General features: G+C 64.1%; 13 protein-coding genes, 1 tRNA gene and 2 pseudogenes. 7 read left to right on the top strand and 9 right to left on the bottom strand.

Annotated features, from left to right (window positions below):
- Window positions 1-25: 25 nt before the first annotated feature.
- Entirely contained in the window at window positions 26-1,288 is a 1,263-nt protein-coding gene (locus PCE31107_RS08780) for a citrate synthase (protein ID WP_246181767.1), read from the bottom strand.
- 339 nt (window positions 1,289-1,627) lie between these two features.
- Here PCE31107_RS08780 and PCE31107_RS23630 point away from each other — a divergent pair.
- Window positions 1,628-1,864 (top strand): annotated as a pseudogene (locus PCE31107_RS23630) (cupin domain-containing protein); the annotation flags it as partial.
- A complete protein-coding gene (locus PCE31107_RS08785; protein WP_130027863.1) occupies window positions 1,850-2,839 on the top strand; it encodes a PDR/VanB family oxidoreductase in 990 nt (329 codons plus the stop codon). The pseudogene PCE31107_RS23630 and the gene PCE31107_RS08785, both read left to right, overlap by 15 nt.
- Before the next feature lie 154 nt (window positions 2,840-2,993).
- Here the strand turns inward: PCE31107_RS08785 and PCE31107_RS08790 are convergent.
- A tRNA-Pro gene (locus PCE31107_RS08790) sits at window positions 2,994-3,070 on the bottom strand.
- A gap of 233 nt (window positions 3,071-3,303) precedes the next feature.
- On the opposite strand from PCE31107_RS08790, the gene PCE31107_RS08795 reads away from it, so the two are divergent.
- The gene (locus PCE31107_RS08795; protein WP_130026244.1) at window positions 3,304-4,992 is read left to right on the top strand and encodes an AMP-binding protein; all 1,689 of its coding nucleotides are present in this window, start codon (window positions 3,304-3,306) and stop codon (window positions 4,990-4,992) included.
- A gap of 54 nt (window positions 4,993-5,046) precedes the next feature.
- Here the strand turns inward: PCE31107_RS08795 and PCE31107_RS08800 are convergent, their stop codons facing one another.
- Complete coding sequence (locus tag PCE31107_RS08800; RefSeq protein ID WP_150607801.1) at window positions 5,047-5,820, bottom strand: sulfite exporter TauE/SafE family protein; 774 nt, start codon at window positions 5,818-5,820, stop codon at window positions 5,047-5,049.
- Between the two features lie 260 nt (window positions 5,821-6,080).
- Here PCE31107_RS08800 and gshA point away from each other — a divergent pair, with 260 nt between their 5' ends.
- Complete coding sequence (gene gshA, locus PCE31107_RS08805; protein WP_281352574.1) at window positions 6,081-7,655, top strand: glutamate--cysteine ligase; 1,575 nt, start codon at window positions 6,081-6,083, stop codon at window positions 7,653-7,655.
- A gap of 84 nt (window positions 7,656-7,739) precedes the next feature.
- On the opposite strand, the gene PCE31107_RS08810 is transcribed toward gshA, so the two are convergent.
- The 4 genes from PCE31107_RS08810 to PCE31107_RS08825 all read right to left on the bottom strand — a co-directional run bounded on the left by PCE31107_RS08810 (window position 7,740) and on the right by PCE31107_RS08825 (window position 12,062).
- Complete coding sequence (locus PCE31107_RS08810) at window positions 7,740-8,063, bottom strand: AzlD domain-containing protein (protein WP_150607805.1); 324 nt, start codon at window positions 8,061-8,063, stop codon at window positions 7,740-7,742.
- Window positions 8,060-8,773: an AzlC family ABC transporter permease gene (locus tag PCE31107_RS08815; protein ID WP_150607807.1), complete on the bottom strand. Its 714-nt coding sequence runs from the start codon at window positions 8,771-8,773 to the stop codon at window positions 8,060-8,062. The genes PCE31107_RS08810 and PCE31107_RS08815 overlap by 4 nt, the downstream gene beginning before the upstream one ends.
- Before the next feature lie 211 nt (window positions 8,774-8,984).
- Window positions 8,985-11,492 (bottom strand): penicillin-binding protein 1A, encoded by a 2,508-nt coding sequence (locus PCE31107_RS08820; protein WP_246181768.1) that lies wholly within the window; start codon window positions 11,490-11,492, stop codon window positions 8,985-8,987.
- 267 nt (window positions 11,493-11,759) lie between these two features.
- Window positions 11,760-12,062 (bottom strand): hypothetical protein, encoded by a 303-nt coding sequence (locus PCE31107_RS08825; protein ID WP_130026238.1) that lies wholly within the window; start codon window positions 12,060-12,062, stop codon window positions 11,760-11,762.
- Window positions 12,063-12,275: 213 nt separating this feature from the next.
- Here PCE31107_RS08825 and PCE31107_RS23905 point away from each other — a divergent pair.
- From PCE31107_RS23905 to PCE31107_RS08835, 3 genes and pseudogenes are all read left to right on the top strand, one after another.
- Window positions 12,276-12,809, top strand: a pseudogene (locus tag PCE31107_RS23905) (Tar ligand binding domain-containing protein); the annotation flags it as partial.
- A gap of 69 nt (window positions 12,810-12,878) precedes the next feature.
- A complete protein-coding gene (locus PCE31107_RS23910; protein ID WP_425494721.1) occupies window positions 12,879-13,898 on the top strand; it encodes a methyl-accepting chemotaxis protein in 1,020 nt (339 codons plus the stop codon).
- Between the two features lie 131 nt (window positions 13,899-14,029).
- Entirely contained in the window at window positions 14,030-14,437 is a 408-nt protein-coding gene (locus PCE31107_RS08835) for a hypothetical protein (RefSeq protein WP_130026236.1), read from the top strand.
- A 127-nt stretch (window positions 14,438-14,564) separates the two neighbouring features.
- Here PCE31107_RS08835 and PCE31107_RS08840 read toward each other — a convergent pair whose 3' ends face one another.
- Entirely contained in the window at window positions 14,565-16,289 is a 1,725-nt protein-coding gene (locus PCE31107_RS08840) for an NADPH-dependent assimilatory sulfite reductase hemoprotein subunit (RefSeq protein ID WP_150607812.1), read from the bottom strand.
- Window positions 16,290-16,378: 89 nt separating this feature from the next.
- Window positions 16,379-18,220, bottom strand: coding sequence for an assimilatory sulfite reductase (NADPH) flavoprotein subunit (locus tag PCE31107_RS08845; RefSeq protein WP_150607814.1), 1,842 nt, complete (start codon window positions 18,218-18,220; stop codon window positions 16,379-16,381).
- Between the last annotated feature and the right edge of the window lie 8 nt (window positions 18,221-18,228).

The raw sequence follows: 18,228 nt of genomic DNA on the forward strand, positions 1-18,228 counted from the left end.
GGCCGGAGCGCACTCGGCTCAGTGCTCAGCCGCCGTTGGGGGCTGCAGCAATGTACTTCGCGCGTGGGCGCAGCATGAAGGACTGCATGCGTTGTTCGACGACATGCGCGCACCAGCCAGCCGTGCGGCCGAGAATCCACAATGCCGTGGCACTTCCGGGCGGCATTTGGAGCGCGCGTGTCAGCGGCACCAACGCCAGAGCAAGTCCTGGTGTCATACCGTCCTCGTCGCGTAGCCGTTCGAGGCACCTAAGCGTCTTGCGCAAGGCCGGTTCGTTATCCCCGCACTGACTCGCCAATGAGAGGATCCATTCGGCGCGCGGGTCGCCCTTCGGATAGAGCGGGTGATTGAAGCCGAACAGGCTCGCGCCGCGAGTGCGCGCGAGTTCCAGGCGGGCGTTCGACACGCCGCCGTGTGGCTCGTCGAATAGTTGGGTTTCTACGCGATCAGTAACGGCCCCCGTCGAATAGCCTACATGTGCGCTGATGGCTGCGGCGATGCAGTTGCAAAGACCTGCGTCTATCGAGGCCGCGACACGCGCCGCGAACGTGGCGGGCGCGAGTTCGTGGTCGGCGACGACAACGAGTGCAGCATTGAACGCTTGCACGGCGTTTGGCGTCGTCGGCGCGCCGCTCGCACGCAGTGCCCATGCGGCAAGCGACTCGCCCGGCTTGCGCGCGCAGTATCGTCCGCGCGTCGAAAGAAAGCCCAGGCAACCGGTGAAGGCGTGAAGCATGGTGCGCGCCATCTGTACCGTGGTGCCATCGGCCATCTCGGCCCGATCCCTTGCGCGCATGCCGAGCGACAGGGCGACCATGGCCATCAAATTGCCGATGTCGTCGGGAGTCACCGACTTTGCGTGCGACGCAAGCAATGCGGCCGTGTCGGGAGGTATCTCGGCGAGCGGCCAGTCGGCCTGCGTATCCTGCCACACCCCCGTGATCAGAAAATGCGTAACGACCTCGAACGGCGCGCCCGCCTGTGCCAAATCGAGCGCGCGGCGGTTGCGATAGACGGGGCCGCGCTCGTCGATAAAGGTAATCGATGAGGCAACGACAGGTTCTCCCCAGCGCATCGACGTTCCGGCCGTGACGGAGCGCGGCAGCCTGCCGCGTCCGCGTGCCGCGAAACGTTGCACATCGTCGCTCGCGTAAAGGTGGCGCTTTGTGCCGGCGACCGGGACACTGCGAATCAACCCACGGCTTACATACGAATAAAGTGTGGCCACCTTGACGCCAAGCACCGCAAGGGCCTCTTCTCGGGTCAGAAAGTCGTTTTGCTTCTTCATGTCGATTCTGAAAATCAATCTTGATCAATGATCGTTGCGATATCTAGTATCCGTATAGGGATGCTGGAACGAATCGAGTATAGCCACGTTCCTACACCCCGCATGTGCTTCGCTCGATACGCGCGCGGAGTTCAGTCGTTCTGAATCAAGGCTCAGGTGCATTGAACAGCACGAGCCCATTCTGGAGGAGAAAAAATGAGTGTCGCCATGCGCGAAAGCCCGCCGTCCGGCGCGACGACCATGCAAGCGCCGGTCACGTGGCATGTGGATGATGTACCGTGGGTTCCGCTGACCGGATTGTTTATCAACCGGTCCGGGTATAAGGCCATAACCGACACGATGTATGCCGGCGACGCATACAGCATCGAGCTGACGTCGATTGGCCCCGGCGGATTCTCACCGACGCACGTCGAGCCGCACGCGCATCTGTTCTACGTGTTGTCCGGGCACGGCGAAGTCACCGTCGGTGAAGAGGTAAAGGCGGTGACGGCGGGCTCGGTGAGTCCGATTTCTGCGGGCGTGCCGCATTCGTTTCGCAATCTCGGCAATTCGACGTTGGAGATGCTCGTGGTCTACCATCCGCCGCGCGTGCGCAAAAAGCCCGAAACGGCGAAATTGCGAGCGACGGTCCAAGCAATTCGCCATGAGGCGCAGCGCGTTATCAGCATTGAGTTACGACCGCCGCGAGGCTCGATGTTCCCGGCCTTCGACGCCGGTTCGCACATTGATCTTTATCTGCCCAATGGGATGATGCGCAGCTATTCGCTGTGCAACGCCGCAGAAGACAACGACAGATATGTGATCGGTGTGCTCAAGGTCGAAGACAGCCGCGGTGGATCTCGTTATGTGCACGAACAGTTGCGGGTTGGCGCGGAGATCGAAATATCGAGGCCCCGCAACAATTTTCGATTGCACGAAGACGCGCTCCATACCGTGCTGATTGCGGGGGGAATCGGTATCACGCCGATTCTGTCGATGGCTCGGCGACTGTGCGGTCTCGGACATTCGATCGAGTTACTTTACTGTGCGCGTTCGCGTCGCGAGGCGGCATTCGTCGAAGAGATCGACTCGCTCGGAATCCAGGTCAAGTGGCATTTCGATGACGAGCAGGATGAGCGTGTGGATCTCGCACAATTTCTTGCGTCCCGGCGCGGCGACGCGCATTTCTATGCCTGCGGGCCGACCGCGATGCTCGACGATTTCGAGCGCCTCAGCAACGCGCTCGGGCTTACGCAGGTGCACCTTGAGCGATTCGTCGCGCGGGGTGCGCTTGCGCAGTCGACGTCGCCTTACAGGGTCGAGCTGAAGCGCTCGGGACGCAGTCTCGAGGTCGCCCCCGGCAACACGCTGCTGCAAACGCTTCTCGATGCTGGCATCGAAGTCCAGCACGGTTGCAAGCAAGGCGTGTGCGGCGCGTGCAAGACGCGTGTGCTCTCTGGCGAGCCGGACCATCGGGACACGGTGTTGAGTGCGAGTGAGCGTGCGAGCAAGGCGGTGATGACCGTATGCGTGTCGGGCTGCAATGGCGAGTCGCTGACGCTTGATCTTTAGGAGAGAAGAATGCCGCGCTGAGCGTCGTCGAGCGGTGGGCAGACATCAGGGGGCGATGAAAACGCTGTCGGATAGATGACGCATTTTCGCTCGGCATGGACAATACGAGCCCAACAAAAAACCCGCACAGCCAAAGACTGTGCGGGTTCTATTCTGGTCGGGGCGAGAGGATTTGAACCTCCGACCACCTGCACCCCATGCAGGTACGCTACCAGGCTGCGCTACGCCCCGTGAGAAATGCGTCGTCTAGATGCATTGCTCGAAAGAATGCGAGTATAGCAGAGCTTTCCGCGAGAATGAAAGAGGACGTGCGTATCGGACGCATATTTTTTGCGTCCGTCACTCACGGCGCGATATCAAGGATTGGCGAAACCCCATGATGGTTATCCCGAATGTTGCATTCGGAGGGCCTCACGATAATGGAATTCTGCCTAATCCTGCCCGACAGGTCTCGGAGACAAGCGATGCCGCAAAACCTGGGATTCGAGGCCGCGCGCGATCTGCTGCTCGCCCAGCGTGCCCACTACGACGTGGCGTACCGTGATTTCCGTTGGCCCGTCCTCTCGCATTTCAACTGGGCGCTGGATTTCTTCGACCCGCAAGCCCAGGGCAACGACCGTGCGGCCCTCTGGGTCGTCGAGGAAGACGGACGCGAGGCGCGGCTGTCATTCGCCGAGATGTCCCTACGCTCGAATCGCGTCGCCAACTTCCTGCGCGAGCAAGGCGTGTCGCGCGGTGACCGCGTATTGCTCATGCTGCCTAATCAGGTCGAACTCTGGGACCTCATGCTCGCCTGCATGAAGCTCGGCGCCGTCATGATTCCCGCGACCACCTTGCTCGCCGCCGGCGACCTCGCCGACCGGCTCGAACGCGGCCGCGTGCGCCACGTCGTCACCACCGCGCGCGATGCCGTCAAGTTCGCCGCCTTGCCCGGCGACTATCGGCGCATCGCCGTCGGCGACAACCCGCCCGAAGGGTGGACGCCCCTCGCGCCCGCCTATCAAGCCTCAGACCGATTCACCCCCGACGGTGCCACGCTCGCGATCGATCCATTGCTGCTCTACTTCACGTCCGGGACCACGTCGCGCCCGAAGCTCGTGCTGCACACGCACCAGAGCTATCCGGTCGGTCATCTCGCCACGATGTACTGGCTTGGTCTACAACCCGGCGATATCCACTGGAACATCAGCTCGCCAGGCTGGGCGAAACACGCGTGGAGCTGCTTTTTCGCGCCGTGGAACGCGGGGGCCACCATCTTCGTCTACAACTTCTCGCGCTTCGATGCGCGTGCCGCGCTGGAGACGGCCACGCGTTGCGGCGTCACGACGTTGTGCGCGCCGCCCACCGTCTGGCGCATGATGATTCAGGAAGATCTCAAGCGCCACGCGGTGAAATTCCGTGAACTGATCGGCGCGGGCGAGCCGCTCAATCCCGAAGTGATCGACCAGGTCAAACGCGCCTGGCACATCACGATTCGCGACGGCTATGGTCAGACCGAAACCTGTTGCCAGATCGGCAACTCGCCGGGGCAGCCCGTCAAGGCGGGGTCGATGGGGCGCCCCATGCCAGGCTATCGCGTCGTACTGCTCGATCACGACGGCGCCGAAGCCGACGAAGGCGAAATCGCGCTCGTGTTGTCGTCACGCCCGACGGGTTTGATGCAAGGCTACGAGGACGACAGCGAGAAGACCGCCGACGCCATGCGCGACGGCTACTACCACACGGGCGACGTGGCGATGCGCGACGAGCACGGCTACTTCACGTACATCGGTCGCGCGGACGATGTCTTCAAGGCGTCCGACTATCGCATCAGCCCGTTCGAGCTGGAAAGCGAACTTATCAAGCACCCGGCCGTCGCCGAAGCCGGCGTGGTGCCGAGTCCCGATCCGGTGCGGCTCGCCGTGCCGAAGGCCTTCATCACCCTGCGCGCCGGTTTTCACGCCGACGACAAACTCGCCCTCGACATCCTGCGCTTCTGCCGCGATCACCTCGCGCCTTATAAACGTATCCGACGCATCGAATTCTGCGATCTGCCGAAAACCATCTCCGGCAAGATTCGCCGCGTCGAACTGCGGCGCACGGAAGCGGAGCGCGATCTGGATAGCCGCCGCGCGATGGAGTTCTGGGACGTCGATTTCAGCGATCTCAGATGATGCCGTGTGGCCCCGACCAGCGCGCCCCCGCGAGGGCCGCGCCGACCGTTGCGCTTAGCGCAGGTGCTGAATCACCAGTTCGGCACCGAGCATGGCTAGACCCACGAAAAAGCACCGGCGGAAGACGGGCGCACTGACGCGCCCTCGCACCCACTGCCCGAAGTACATCCCGCCCAGCGCGGGCGCCACCGCCAGCAGCGACACGCCCATCGCATGGCCGTGGAAGATGCCGTCGCGCGCCAGCCCGGCGGCAAGCGCCACCGTCGACACGGTGAACGACAGGCCGAGCGCCTGCACGAGGTCGTCGCGCTCTAGATCAAGCGCCTGGAGGAACGGCACCGCGGGAATGACGAACACCCCGGTCGCCGCCGTGACCAGGCCGGTCACCACACCCATGCCCGCGCCGAGAGCGCTCACGCGCGCGGCGGACCAACGCTTGGGCACGAGCAGCCGCACCGCCGCCAGCCCCAATGCCGCATAAGCGAGAAGCGCGATGCCCAACGCCATGCCCGCAACGTTGCCGCCGTTGGCCAGCCATCCGCCACCCGCCCATGTGCCGACGCAGATGCCGACCAGCATCGGCCACAGACGCCCGGCTAGCGCGGCAAAGCGCGGCCCCGCCAGCAATTGCCACACATTCGTCACGAGCGACGGCACGATGAGGAGCGCTGCGGCCTGCGCCGTCGGCATCGCCAATCCGAGCAGCCCCACGGCCACCGTGGGCAGGCCCAGCCCGATCACGCCTTTGACGAAGCCAGCGAGCACAAAGGTGGCAAGCCCCAGGAAGAGTAGGGGGATGAGGTCGGTGAGGTGTTGAGTATTCATCATGGCGTCAGTATCGATGTGCCATGCTGGAACGCCAATGCGGCATTCGCGCAGGCGGGCTCAGGCAGGCGCTGAGGCTGCGATGTCGGGCCGAGGTGGCGTCCGGCGCGCTTTGGCGTTTTCAGTTATGCTCAGGCCAAATTCACGCCGTGCCAAAGCATCGCGCCAGTCCAGAGGGATGGAAGTTGGAAAAACAGAATCGTCAACACGAACACACTGCACACACCGGGCCGCATGCCGCCCACGCGCCGCTTGACCGGCGTCTGGCGCTCATCATGCAGCCCGATCACCTCGCGCTGCTCGGCGAAGGTCTGTCGGGCATCGAACGGGAAACCCTGCGCGTCGAAGACAACGGCGCGCTCGCGCTGACGCCCCATCCACGCGCGCTCGGCTCGGCACTGACCAACGAAGAGATCACCACCGATTATTCGGAATCGCTGCTCGAGTTCATCACGCCGCCGCAGCGCGATGCGGCCGACGTCATCGCCCGCCTGGACGAAATTCATCAGTTCGCCTACCGCAAGCTCGGCACGGAATTGCTATGGAGCGATTCGATGCCGCCCGCGCTGCCGCCGGAAGCGGTGATCCCGATCGCCGACTACGGCACGTCGCACATCGGCAAGCTCAAGCATGTCTATCGCCGCGGCCTCGCGCTGCGCTATGGCAAGCCGATGCAGTGCATCGCAGGCATTCACTACAATTTTTCGCTGGCCGAACCGTTGTGGACATTGTTGCGCGAGCACGAAGGCGCAACGCAGTCCGCACGCGATTATCAGTCGGCGCGCTATGTCGCGCTCATTCGCAATTTCCGTCGCTATAGCTGGCTGCTGATGTACCTGTTCGGTGCGTCGCCGGTGCTGCACGCCGAATTCCTGCGCGGACGCGAGCACGGCCTCGACGCTTTCGACGAAGGCACGCTCGGTCTGCCCTATGCAACCAGCTTGCGCATGAGCGATCTGGGCTACCAGAACAGCGCGCAGTCCGAAGTCTCGCCCTGTTACGACTGCCTGCCCAGCTATATCGACGCGCTCACGCAAGCCGTCAGCCAGCCGCATCCCGCCTACGAGGCACTCGGCACCCAACGCGATGGCGAATGGATTCAGCTCTCGACGAATCTCCTGCAAATCGAGAACGAGTTCTACGCCACGATCCGACCCAAGCGGGTGACGTATAGCGGCGAGCGCCCGGTGCAGGCCCTCGCGCGTCGCGGCGTGCAATACGTGGAAGTGCGTTGTATCGACATCGATCCCTTCCAGCCGGTCGGTATCGACGTCGACACGGCCCGCTTCATCGACGCCTTCCTGCTGTTCTGCGCGCTCGACGACAGCCCATCGTGTTCGGACGCCGAGAACCGCGAGAATCGCGACAACTTCGCTCACGTGGTCAAGGAGGGCCGCAAGCCGGGCCTCGTGCTGCATCGCGGTGGCGAAGCGATCACGCTGTTCGATTGGGCCGAGACATTGCTCGATCGCATCGACCGGACGGCGGCCGCCTTCGACCTGCAGCGTGGCGGAGCGCATTACGCCCATACGATGGCGCTGCAACGTGCCAAGGTGCAGGATGTGTCGCTCACGCCGTCCGCGCGTGTGATGGCCGCGCTCGAACCACTGCGCGGTACGTCGGGCGGCGCGTTCCAGGCGTTCGCGCTCGCGCAGAGCCAGCGTCATGCGCAGACGCTGCGCGACATGCCGCTCGATGCGCGCGTTGTCGAGCACTTCGAAACACTGGCCCGGAAGTCGCTCGATGCCCAAGCCGAACTGGAACGCACGCAGGTCGGCGACTTCGATGCATTCGTCGCCGATTACCTGGCAGGCACGCTAGGGGCTGCCACCGCCTGACGGACAGTGCGCGGGTACACAAAAAAGCGCCTCATGCGAGGCGCTTTTTTCATGGACGATGCGAATGACACGAGCGGTGCCTGGTCAGCCCAATACCCCTAGCTGCCACGTAAAAAAGATGGCCAGCCCGGCGCCGATGGTGAGCAACTGGTGACGCGTCGCGGCACAGACGGCGATGGCCACGAGGGCTGCGACGAGTTGCGGATTACGCCACGTCAGCTCGAGACCGCTACCATGCGGCGCGAGCGTCATCGGCACAATGATTGCCGTGAGTACCGTCACAGGGACGAACGACAACGCCTCGCGCAGCCACGCGGGAAACCGCACGCGGTCGCCCAGCAGGAAGATCCCCGCCTTGACGGCAAACGTGACGGCGGCCATGCCGCCAATCGCCACGACATAATTCATTGCGCACCCCCGCGACGCTTTGCATGCAGCGCGATCATGCCGGACGCAATGCCGAGCGCCACGGCCACGAGCAAGCCGAGCTTGTACGGCAAACCGTGACACAGGTACGCGGCCACCCCGGCGACGATCGTCGCGACGGCCCACGGCATGCGGGCCATCTGCGGCACGATGATCGCGATGAACGTGGCGACCATCGCGAAGTCGAGGCCCAGCGTTTGCAGTCGCGGAAACGCGGCGCCGAACAGCAATCCGGCAAGCGTCCACACTTGCCAATTCATGTACATCGACAGACCTGAGCCCAGGAAGTACCAGTGGCCCATCGGATCGTCGGGGTGGCGATGGAAATGACTACTGGTCACCGCGAACGTCTCGTCCGTCAGCAGGAATCCCAGCAGGGCGCGCCACCGCAAATTCAAATGCCCCACATGCGGCAACAGGTTGGCCGCGTACAGCATGTGTCGCAGATTCACGATCAACGTCGTTGCCCACAGCACGAGATAGCCCACGCCCGTCGCGAAAAGGCCGGCGGCGATGAACTGACTGGATCCGGCGAAAACGGTGAGCGACATGAGCTGTCCGTGCCATGTCGCCAGCGGCGTGGTGGCCACCAGCGCACCGAAGATCAAGCCGAACGGGGCCGCGCCGACGATCATCGGCAGGGTGTCACGGGCACCTGCGGCAAAACTAGCCGCACGGGTCGGAGCCAGCATGGAGGCGCTTTCCTGAAGGTAAAAGGTTGAAGAAGAATACGGGAAAGGCGTGAGCATAGCCGCTATGCCGGGCCGCCCGCTTGTACGTTCTTGCGCTTGAGGCCGGAAAGTGGCTCGACAGTGAAAAACGGCCACCCGTTGGGTGGCCGCGTATTGTGTGGCGGTGCGGGCTCACGTCAGCCGCTTGCGCGGGCTGACATCGGGCCAAGCGTCATGGGTGCTTGAACATGTCGAGGATGCGCGCTTTCTCGCGGGCGTCGACACCGCCCGGCGACGGGGGCTGACCCTCGGCGGGCGGCGGGGCGGCAGGCGAGGGCGAATTGCTCCCGAAGAACGGCAACGAGAATCCGCTGCTGCTGTCGTCGATCCCGATGCTCGCGACAAACCCGTTACCCGGCAATTTGCTGGACTCATACAGCTCGCCGTTCACGACGCTGACTCCTTCGGGCATCGCCATTTGTTGCTCAGGCACGCCGTTGAGCGCCACGCCCATGTACTTGGTCCACACCGGCAACGCCAGTTGCGCGCCGAATTCGCGGCTACCGAGCGTCTTGGGTTGGTCAAAGCCGAGCCATGCCACGGCAACGAGCGAATGCTGGTAACCGGCGAACCAGCCGTCGAGGGCATCGTTGGTCGTGCCGGTCTTGCCGGCCAGGTCGGTGCGCTTGAGCACGTTCGTGCCCGCGCCGGTGCCGCGTTGCGCCACCGATTGCAGCAGGCTGTTCATGATGTAAGCGTTCGGCGCCGAAATCGCGCGGGCGGCGTTCACCCCGGCGACCACCGGCGTGGCCTTGTTGAGCAAGTTGCCGCGGGCGTCGCGAATCTCGCTGATCAGGTACGGGGCGACGCGATAGCCGCCGTTCGCGAACACCGCGTAGGCGCCAGCCAGTTGCAGCGGCGTGGTCTGCCCGGCGCCCAGCGCCATCGGCAGATACGGCGGCACCTTGTCGGCGTCGAAACCGAAGCGCGTGGCGTAATCCTGCGTGTATTGCGTGCCGGCAAACTGCAGCAGACGAATCGCCACGAGGTTCTTCGAGCGCTGCAGCCCTTCGCGCACCGTCATCGGGCCGCTGAAAGCGTCGTCGTCATGCGGATCCCACGCCTGGCCGCCGGTCTGCGCGGGGGGCAGGTTGAGCGGGCCGTCCATCACCATCGTCGCCGGGCTCACGCCTTTCTCGATGGCTGCCGAGTACACCACCGGCTTGAACGTCGAGCCCGGCTGACGCCATGCCTGCGTTGCCCGGTTGAACTTGCTCTGATTGAAGTCGAAGCCGCCCACCAGCGCGCGGATGGCGCCGTCGTCCGGCGAGAGCGAGACGAGCGAGCCTTGCACTTCCGGCAACTGTGCGATGCGCCACTTGCCGCGTGCATCTTTCATCACACGGATGATCGCGCCCGGACGGATGCGGATCTTTTCGCTGGCCTTCGCCGAGAGCGCCGACGCGGCAAAGCCGATGCCGTCGCCGTTGACGACCACGGGGTCGCCCGAGAGCGGCACGGCCGTGACCTGAGACGTGCTGGCGGCCACCACCACGGCTGCGACCAGATCGCCGTTGTCGGGATGTTCGAGCAGTGTGTCTTCGATCGCCTGCTGACGATCGGGCATCGCGGCGGGCAACTCAACGAAGCCCTCGGGGCCCCGATACGCATGACGGCGCTCGTAGTCGAGCACGCCCATGCGCACGGCTTCGTACGCGGCCTGCTGTTTCTTCGAGTCGAGTGTCGTGATGACGGTCAGGCCGCGGGTGTAGGTGTCTTCCTTGTATTCGTCGTACACGGCCTGCCGCACCATTTCGGCGACGTACTCGGCATGCACGTTGTACTCGTTGCCGGACGTGCGCGTGCGGATCGGCTCATGCAGGGCGTCTTCGTACTGACTGCGCGAAATGTAGCCCAGATCGAGCATGCGCTTGAGAATGTATTCCTGACGAATCTTCGCGCGTTTCGGATTGACGATCGGGTTGTAGGCCGAAGGCGCCTTGGGCAGGCCGGCCAGCATGGCGGCCTCGCCGAGCGTGATGTCCTTCAGATCCTTGCCGAAGTAGATGCGTGCAGCGCTCGCGAAGCCATAGGCGCGTTGACCCAGATAGATCTGGTTCATGTACAACTCGAGAATCTTGTCCTTGGACAACGCCGACTCGATCTTGTACGCCAGCAGCATTTCATAGATCTTGCGCGTGGCCGTCTTCTCGCGCGAGAGGAAGAAGTTGCGTGCGACCTGCATCGTGATCGTACTGGCGCCCTGCGCGGCTCCGCCGTGCAGCACGTCTGAAACACCGGCACGCAGAATGCCGATGAAGTCGACGCCGCCGTGATCGTAGAACCGATAGTCCTCGATCGCGAGCACGGCCTTCTTCATGACGTCCGGAATCTGATCGATAGTGACCAGACTGCGGCGCTCTTCGCCAAACTCACCGATCAGCACGTTATCGGCCGTATAGACCCGCAGCGGTACCTTGGGCCGGTAATCGGTGATGACGTCCAGCGGCGGCAGGTTCGGGCGCATGACGATCAGCGCATAGCCGACGAGCAGCGCGCCCACGACCGCCAAGCCTACCAACGTGGCAAAGATGGCGGCGAGGGTACCGAAACCGCGTTGACGACCTGGGGCGAGCTGCGAGGCGCAGAGTGCGGACGACGCCTGGGACGTTACGACGGGGGACTTGGGAGGCGCCGAATGAGACGGCGCACGAGGCGGCAAACAATGCTTCAAGGACATACCCAACGAAAATTGCAGGATGGGAACAGGCCAGCCGGCCTAGCGCTGCGTGGATCCCCGCCGCGCGGCGAAATCGGAGCAGTATGCCACGCCCGGCGCGAACACGCGCGTTTCGGGCGCTCACCCACTCGCCAACGACACCACGGTGCGCTTCGGCGATCCTGTGCGGGGCCGGCGCATCCAGCGCACCGCTCACCCGCCAGGCCGCACCATACCACGCTAACCGGGGACTCGCCCGATGTGTGACATCGGGCGGGCGATACAACGTCAACCCAACCGTTTGAGAAAGACCGTCATTTCCTTTTCCGCCTGACGGTCCCCGTGCGCCTGCGCGGCGGCGATGCCACGCGTCCACGCGTCGCGCGCACCCTCGCGATCGCCCGCGCCGTGTCGCGCTTTCCCCAACAGCTTCCACGCGGCCGTATAGGCCGGATCGAACGCCACGCAGTGGGTCAGGTGATCGGCAGCGACCGGGAAGTTCTGCGCATCGAGATAGGCCTTGCCGAGCCCGAAACGCAACAGCGCATTGTCTTTGCCGGCCGCCAAAAGCTTTTCGAGTCCTTCGATCATGATTCGAATATATCGAATGAATATATAAAAAATGTAATAGGATCATGCCCGGTTCCCACGTCATCGGCTTGGCGCGCGAAAGGCTCGGAAAGAGGCTCGTATACCCGCAGGACGCTCAAGTCGGGTGCTTGCCACGCCGATGACATAAATAATACCGGCCCGACAGAGGCCGTACAGGGACCCGAACCCACGACACAAGACGGAGACGACAGTATGTTGCGTAGCTTTTCCATTAAGGCGCGCCTCGGCATCACGATGGCGCTGTTGGCGGCGTTACTGATTCTGTTGGGCGCGCTCGGCATTGCGGGCATGACGCGCACGGGCAACGCGCTTCGCGAGACGTACGCCAACCACCTCGCCGCCACGGTGGCGCTCGGCAAAGACAACGCCACGCTTGCGCGCACCCGCGCCATTCTCGATCGCGTAGTGCTGCATCCGGAATCGCCGGATGGCGACAAGATTGCCAAACGCGCACGCGGCATGATCAAGGACGCGAATACGGCATGGGCCGCCTACCAGGCGCTGCCGCGCGGCCCCGAGGAACAGCGGATGGCCGACGAGGTCGCCGCCCGGCGCGCCACCTTCTTCGAGCAGGGCATGAATCCGATGCTCACCGCCATCGACGCGCGCGATCGCACGGCCATGGACGAGATCACGATGAACGTGCTGCCCAAGCGTTACGCCGAGCTTACGAAGGCCAGCGACGCGCTGGCCGCGTACAAGCTGAAGCTCGGGCACGACACGTACGAATCGTCGATGGCGGAGCTGGAGGCATTCCGCTGGCTGAGCATCGGCGCAACGGCGCTGGGCGTGCTCATGGCCATCGCCTGCTACTTCTCGCTGCGCGGCGCGATCATGCGCCCGCTTGGCGAAGCGCTGGCGCATTTCGAGCACATTTCGGCAGGACAACTCGACAATCCGGTGCACGCGCGCGGCAAGGACGAAATGTCGACGCTCATGCGCGGTCTCGAGGCGATGCAGTCGCGTCTCGCGGACACGATTCGCGGCGTGCGCCGCAGTTGCGATGCGATGGCAACCGCCACGGCCGAAATCTCGGCGGGCAATACCGACCTGTCGGCGCGCACCGAAGAGCAGGCCGCCTCGCTGGAGGAGACGGCCTCGTCGATGGAGCAACTGACGGCCACGGTCAAGCAGAACGCCGACAACGCACGTCAGGCGAGCCAACTGGCGGTCAATGCGTCGGATATCGCATCGCGCGGCGGCCAGGTGGTGGCGCGGGTGGTCGACACGATGCAGGGCATCTCGACGAGTTCGTCGCAAGTGGTGGACATCATCGGCGTGATCGACGGGATTGCGTTCCAGACCAACATTCTCGCGCTCAACGCTGCCGTGGAAGCGGCCCGTGCCGGCGAGCAGGGCCGCGGTTTCGCCGTGGTGGCGGGCGAGGTGCGCACGCTGGCACAGCGCAGTGCCACGGCCGCACGGGAGATCAAGGCACTCATCGAGACGTCGGCGCAGAAGGTGGCCGATGGTTCGACGCTGGTGGCCGAAGCCGGGCGCACGATGAACGACATCCTGCAAGCCGTGCAGCGCGTGACGGACATCATGGGGGAGATCTCGGCGGCGTCCGACGAGCAGAGCAGCGGCATCGAGCAGGTGAACCGGGCGGTCACGCAAATGGATGCCGTCACGCAGCAGAATGCCGCGCTGGTGGAGCAAGCGGCGGCGGCGGCGGCGTCGCTGGAAGATCAGACGCATACGCTTCGCGAGGAAATGGCGCGATTCCGACTGGGCGACGAAAGTCAGGCGAGCGGCGCGGCAAGACGTCCAGCCTTGCATGCCGTGGAATCATCGCCCCTTTCCCTGGCGGCCTGAGCGGTGTGGCCGGTCACCGCCAATCAGGGCGATAGCGGCGCGGCGTGGGCATGGAAGGGGTGTGTTCGTGGCGGCCGTGGGCCGAACCGGGTAACATTGCCCATCTTTTGCTCAGTTGAGGGTGGCGAAGTATGAAGCGAGTGGCGCTGATGGCAGCGGTGGCCGTGCTGGCCGGGGGAGTGGCAGGGTGTGGCCCGGTCAACCAGATGAGCGTGCCTGATCCGGCCGCAGGACGACTGCTCGATCAGGGGACGGGGGCTGATCGCTTCATGGTGCTCAACTGTATCTATCACGGCTGGAGCGAGCTGTCGCCGAACGTCGAATCGACGTCGTACGCCCGTCAGGGGGCCGACCGCGTGCGTGTCTATCGCGGGCAGGGCGCCGACGGCAAAGCGGTCTACAACCCGTACGTCGACGTCATGCAAGGCGGCTTCGGTGCACGTTTGCAATACTTCGAAATTCCAGGCAGCCACCTGCCGCGCGACTACGAAAAGACGGTCAGGCGCTGCATGGTGCCGTATTCGGGCAGCAACGACTGACGTTGGGTCGTCTGACGAGGATCGCTCAAGCGCGATCATGAAAAAACGCCACGGGAGACCGTGGCGTTTTCGTTGGTGCCGGCGACAAGGCCGGCGAGTGCCTGCAACGGGGCTGCGATGACGGCGCTCAGCCGTGGAAGTCCTCGCGCGCTTCGACGACGGCCTTGACCACACCCCGACGCACGAGGAAATCACCGAATTTCTCACCGGCATCGCGCGTCTTCGCGTATTGCGCGAAGAGCGGCGTGAGTTCGGCCACGATCTGATCTTCGTTGAGCGATTCCTTGTAAAGCTTGTTCAAACGCTGCCCGTGGAAACCCGCGCCGAGGTACAGGTTGTACTTGCCGGCCGATTTGCCGACCAGGCCGATCTCGGCGATGTACGGACGGGCGCAGCCGTTCGGGCAGCCGGTCGTGCGAATGGTGATCGGTTCGCCCGCAAGCCCCGCATCGTCGAGCACTTTCTCGAGTCGCGTGACCAGGCCGGGCAGGGCGCGTTCGCTCTCGGCCAGCGCCAGACCACACGTCGGGAAGCCGACGCAGGCCATCGAGTTGATGCGCAGCGCACTCTGGTGCTTGCCGTCAAGCAGGCCGTATTCCTTTACGAGGGCGTCGATCTGCGGTTTATCGGCTTCGCTCACGCGGCCAATGATCAGATTCTGGTTGCCCGTGATGCGGTAATCGCCCTGATGCACCTTCGCGATTTCGCGCAGCCCGGTCATCAGGCGGTAGTCGTCCCAATCCTTCACGCGACCGTTCTGGATGAAGAGTGTGAGATGCCAAAGATCGTCCGCGCCCTTGAGCCAGCCATACTGATCGCCGTTGGTCGTGAACGCGAACGCGCGCTCGGGCGCCAGATTCCAACCGAGATATCGGTTGAGGGTTTCCTTGAACCACGCCACGCCACGGTCGTCGAGGGTGTATTTCAGACGCGCATGCTTGCGATTGCCGCGGTCGCCGAAGTCGCGTTGCACGAGCAGCACCTTCTCGGCGACGTCGACGATGCGATCGGCCGGCGTATAGCCGATGACGGTCGCCGTGCGCGGGTAGGTTGCGGCGTCGCCGTGAGTCATGCCCATGCCGCCACCGACCGTCACGTTGAAGCCTTCGAGCTTGCCGTCGTCGCCCACGATGGCGATAAAGCCCAGGTCGTTGGCGTAGAGATCGACGTCGTTGTTCGGCGGAATCGCGATGGCGATCTTGAACTTGCGCGGCAAATAGTGCTTGCCGTAGATCGGCTCATGATCCTCCTTGCCCGCGCCCAGACGCTTGTCGCCCAGCCAGATCTCGCGATACGCCGTGGTCTGCGGCAACAAGTGCCGATCGATCTTCAGGCACCAGTCGAGCGCCTCGGCATGGGCGGGCGAATGGTGCGGATTGTTCGAAACGAGCGTGTTGCGATTGACGTCGCCGCATGCGGCAATGCTCGTCATCGCGACTTCATCGATGCCCTTGATGAGGGGGCGCAACTGGTGCTTGAGCACGTTGTGATACTGCACCGTCTGCCGCGTGGTCAGGCGAATGGTGTTGCCGCCGTACTTCTGGGCGAGATCGTCGAGCTTGAGCCATTGCTCGGGCGTGCACACGCCGCCCGGCATGCGCAGCCGGATCATGAACTGGTAGGCCGGTTCGAGTTTCTGCTTTTGCCGTTCGCTGCGCAGGTCACGGTCATCCTGCATGTAGGAGCCGTGAAACTTCAGCAATTGGGCGTCCTTCTCGAAGATCGCGCCGGTGAGCGGGTCGGCCAGACCTTCGGCGATGGTGCCGCGCAGGTAGTGGCTGGCGTCCTTGATCTTCTCGACTTCGGAGCGCGGCGCCGTCGAGGCGTCGCCGGCTTGCGTGGGTTGCGTCATGTGCTCGGCTCTATCGGTCAGCGCGGGGTGCCGCGCGGGTTTTGTCGGGGTAGACGGCGAAACGCGGTCAGAATCCGCGGCATCCGCGATCAGTACACATCGCGCTGATAACGCTTTTCGCGCTGCAACGTCTTCACGTACTCGGCGGCGGCGTCCGGCGTCAGTCCCCCATGTTGCGCCACGATGTCGATGAGCGCGGTGTTCACGTCGCGCGCCATTGCGTCGGCATCGCCGCATACGTACAGGTGTGCACCTTCCTGCAACCAGGCATACAGTTCCTTGCCTTGTTCGCGCATGCGGTGCTGTACGTAGACCTTGTCTTGCGTGTCGCGCGAAAACGCGACGTCGATTTTCGTGAGCGCACCGTCCTTCACATAGCGTTGCCATTCTCGCTGATAAAGGAAGTCGGTGCGGAAGTTCCGGTCGCCGAAGAAGAGCCAGTTCTTGCCGGGGGCGTCGAGCGCCTGACGTTCCTCGACGAATGCGCGGAATGGGGCAATGCCGGTCCCGGGGCCGATCATGATGACCGGTGCATGGCTATCCTGCGGCAGCTTGAAGTTACGGTTCGCTTCGATATAGACCGGCACCGTCTGTCCTTCGCGGGCGATGTCGGCGAGGTAAGTCGATGCCACGCCGCGTCGCGCGCGGCCGTGGCTGTCGTAGCGAACCGCGCCCACGGTGATGTGCACCGCGCCCGGATTGGCGGCCAGACTCGACGCAATCGAGTACAGACGCGGCTGAAGCGTGCGCAGCGTGCCGACGAACTCGGCCGCCTTCACCTTGCGGGCCGGGAACTGGCGCACGACGTCGATCACGTCGCGGCCACGGAGATAGTCGCGCAGTGCCGTTTCGTTGCCCGCGCCGAGCAGCGCCTTCAGTTCGCCGGATTCCGCCAGCGCCGCGTATTTTTCGAGGAACGCGCGCGAGAGCGTTGTGATGTCGTAGGCGCGCAGGAAGGCGTCGCGCAGCGACAGCGAGCTGTCCTGCGTCGTCGTGGTGGCCTGCGGGTCGAGGGCCAGCGTGTCGATCAGCGTGTCGACGAGCGCCGCGTCGTTCTGCGCGACCACGCCCAGCGCGTCGCCCGGCTCGTACGTGAGTCCCGAGCCTTCCAGCGAGAGTTCGACGTGATGGACTTCCTTGGACGAACCGCGCCCGGAAAGCGTGACGTTCTCGATCACGGCGGCGTCGAACGGGTGCTTGCGGCTGTATTGGCTCGATGCGGTGGCCGGTGCGATACCGCTCGCGAGCGCGGCGAGGCTGAAACCTTCCGTCACGCCGGCGCTCTTGCCCGCGGCAACTGGGGCGGCCACCCGCGACAGCGCTTCGACGGCCTCTTCGATCCAGCGCTCGGCCGGCGCGTCGTAGTCGACGTCGCTGTCGACGCGGGGCACGAGTCGTTGCGCACCCAGCGCTGACAGCCGTGCGTCGAAGTCCTTGCCGGCCTGGCAGAACTTCTCATAGCTCGAATCGCCCAGGCCGAGGACCGCGAAGCGGGTGCCTTCGAGTTGGGGCGCCTTCGCGCCGTGCAGGAAATCGTAGAAGTCGCGCGCGTCGTCGGGCGGCTCGCCTTCGCCTTGTGTCGACACGGCAACGAGCAGCAACTTGTCGTTCTTCAGGCGCGAGGCCTTGTAATCCCCCATCGCGAACAGATCGACCTTGAAGCCTGCGGCGACGGCGCGCGCCTTGGCAAGCTCGGCGACTTCCTGGGCGTGCCCGGTCTGCGAGCCATACAGAATCGTCACCGACGGGGCGGCAGGCCCGGCCGTTGCCGCGACCGTCGCCGGCGTACCGGCGTGTCGCACAGAGTGATTGATGCCCGCGAGAAACCCTCGCACCCAGGCGAGCTGCTCGCCGGAAAGGCCGTCGACCAGTTGGCTGAGCATCTGGGCTTGCTGAGCGGAAAGCGGTGTCGTCTCTTGCATGTCGTTCATGACTCCAG

Source organism: Pandoraea cepalis (assembly GCF_902459625.1).
GTDB lineage: Bacteria > Pseudomonadota > Gammaproteobacteria > Burkholderiales > Burkholderiaceae > Pandoraea > Pandoraea cepalis.

Coding starts and splice junctions, on each gene's coding strand:
- PCE31107_RS08780 (WP_246181767.1), bottom strand. CDS start 1,288: ATGAAGAAGCAAAACGACTTTCTGACCCGAGAAGAGGCCCTTGCGGTG.
- PCE31107_RS08785 (WP_130027863.1), top strand. CDS start 1,850: ATGCTCGTGGTCTACCATCCGCCGCGCGTGCGCAAAAAGCCCGAAACG.
- PCE31107_RS08795 (WP_130026244.1), top strand. CDS start 3,304: ATGCCGCAAAACCTGGGATTCGAGGCCGCGCGCGATCTGCTGCTCGCC.
- PCE31107_RS08800 (WP_150607801.1), bottom strand. CDS start 5,820: ATGATGAATACTCAACACCTCACCGACCTCATCCCCCTACTCTTCCTG.
- PCE31107_RS08810 (WP_150607805.1), bottom strand. CDS start 8,063: ATGAATTATGTCGTGGCGATTGGCGGCATGGCCGCCGTCACGTTTGCC.
- PCE31107_RS08815 (WP_150607807.1), bottom strand. CDS start 8,773: ATGCTGGCTCCGACCCGTGCGGCTAGTTTTGCCGCAGGTGCCCGTGAC.
- PCE31107_RS08820 (WP_246181768.1), bottom strand. CDS start 11,492: ATGTCCTTGAAGCATTGTTTGCCGCCTCGTGCGCCGTCTCATTCGGCG.
- PCE31107_RS08825 (WP_130026238.1), bottom strand. CDS start 12,062: ATGATCGAAGGACTCGAAAAGCTTTTGGCGGCCGGCAAAGACAATGCG.
- PCE31107_RS23910 (WP_425494721.1), top strand. CDS start 12,879: ATGGCCATCGCCTGCTACTTCTCGCTGCGCGGCGCGATCATGCGCCCG.
- PCE31107_RS08835 (WP_130026236.1), top strand. CDS start 14,030: ATGAAGCGAGTGGCGCTGATGGCAGCGGTGGCCGTGCTGGCCGGGGGA.
- PCE31107_RS08840 (WP_150607812.1), bottom strand. CDS start 16,289: ATGACGCAACCCACGCAAGCCGGCGACGCCTCGACGGCGCCGCGCTCC.
- PCE31107_RS08845 (WP_150607814.1), bottom strand. CDS start 18,220: ATGAACGACATGCAAGAGACGACACCGCTTTCCGCTCAGCAAGCCCAG.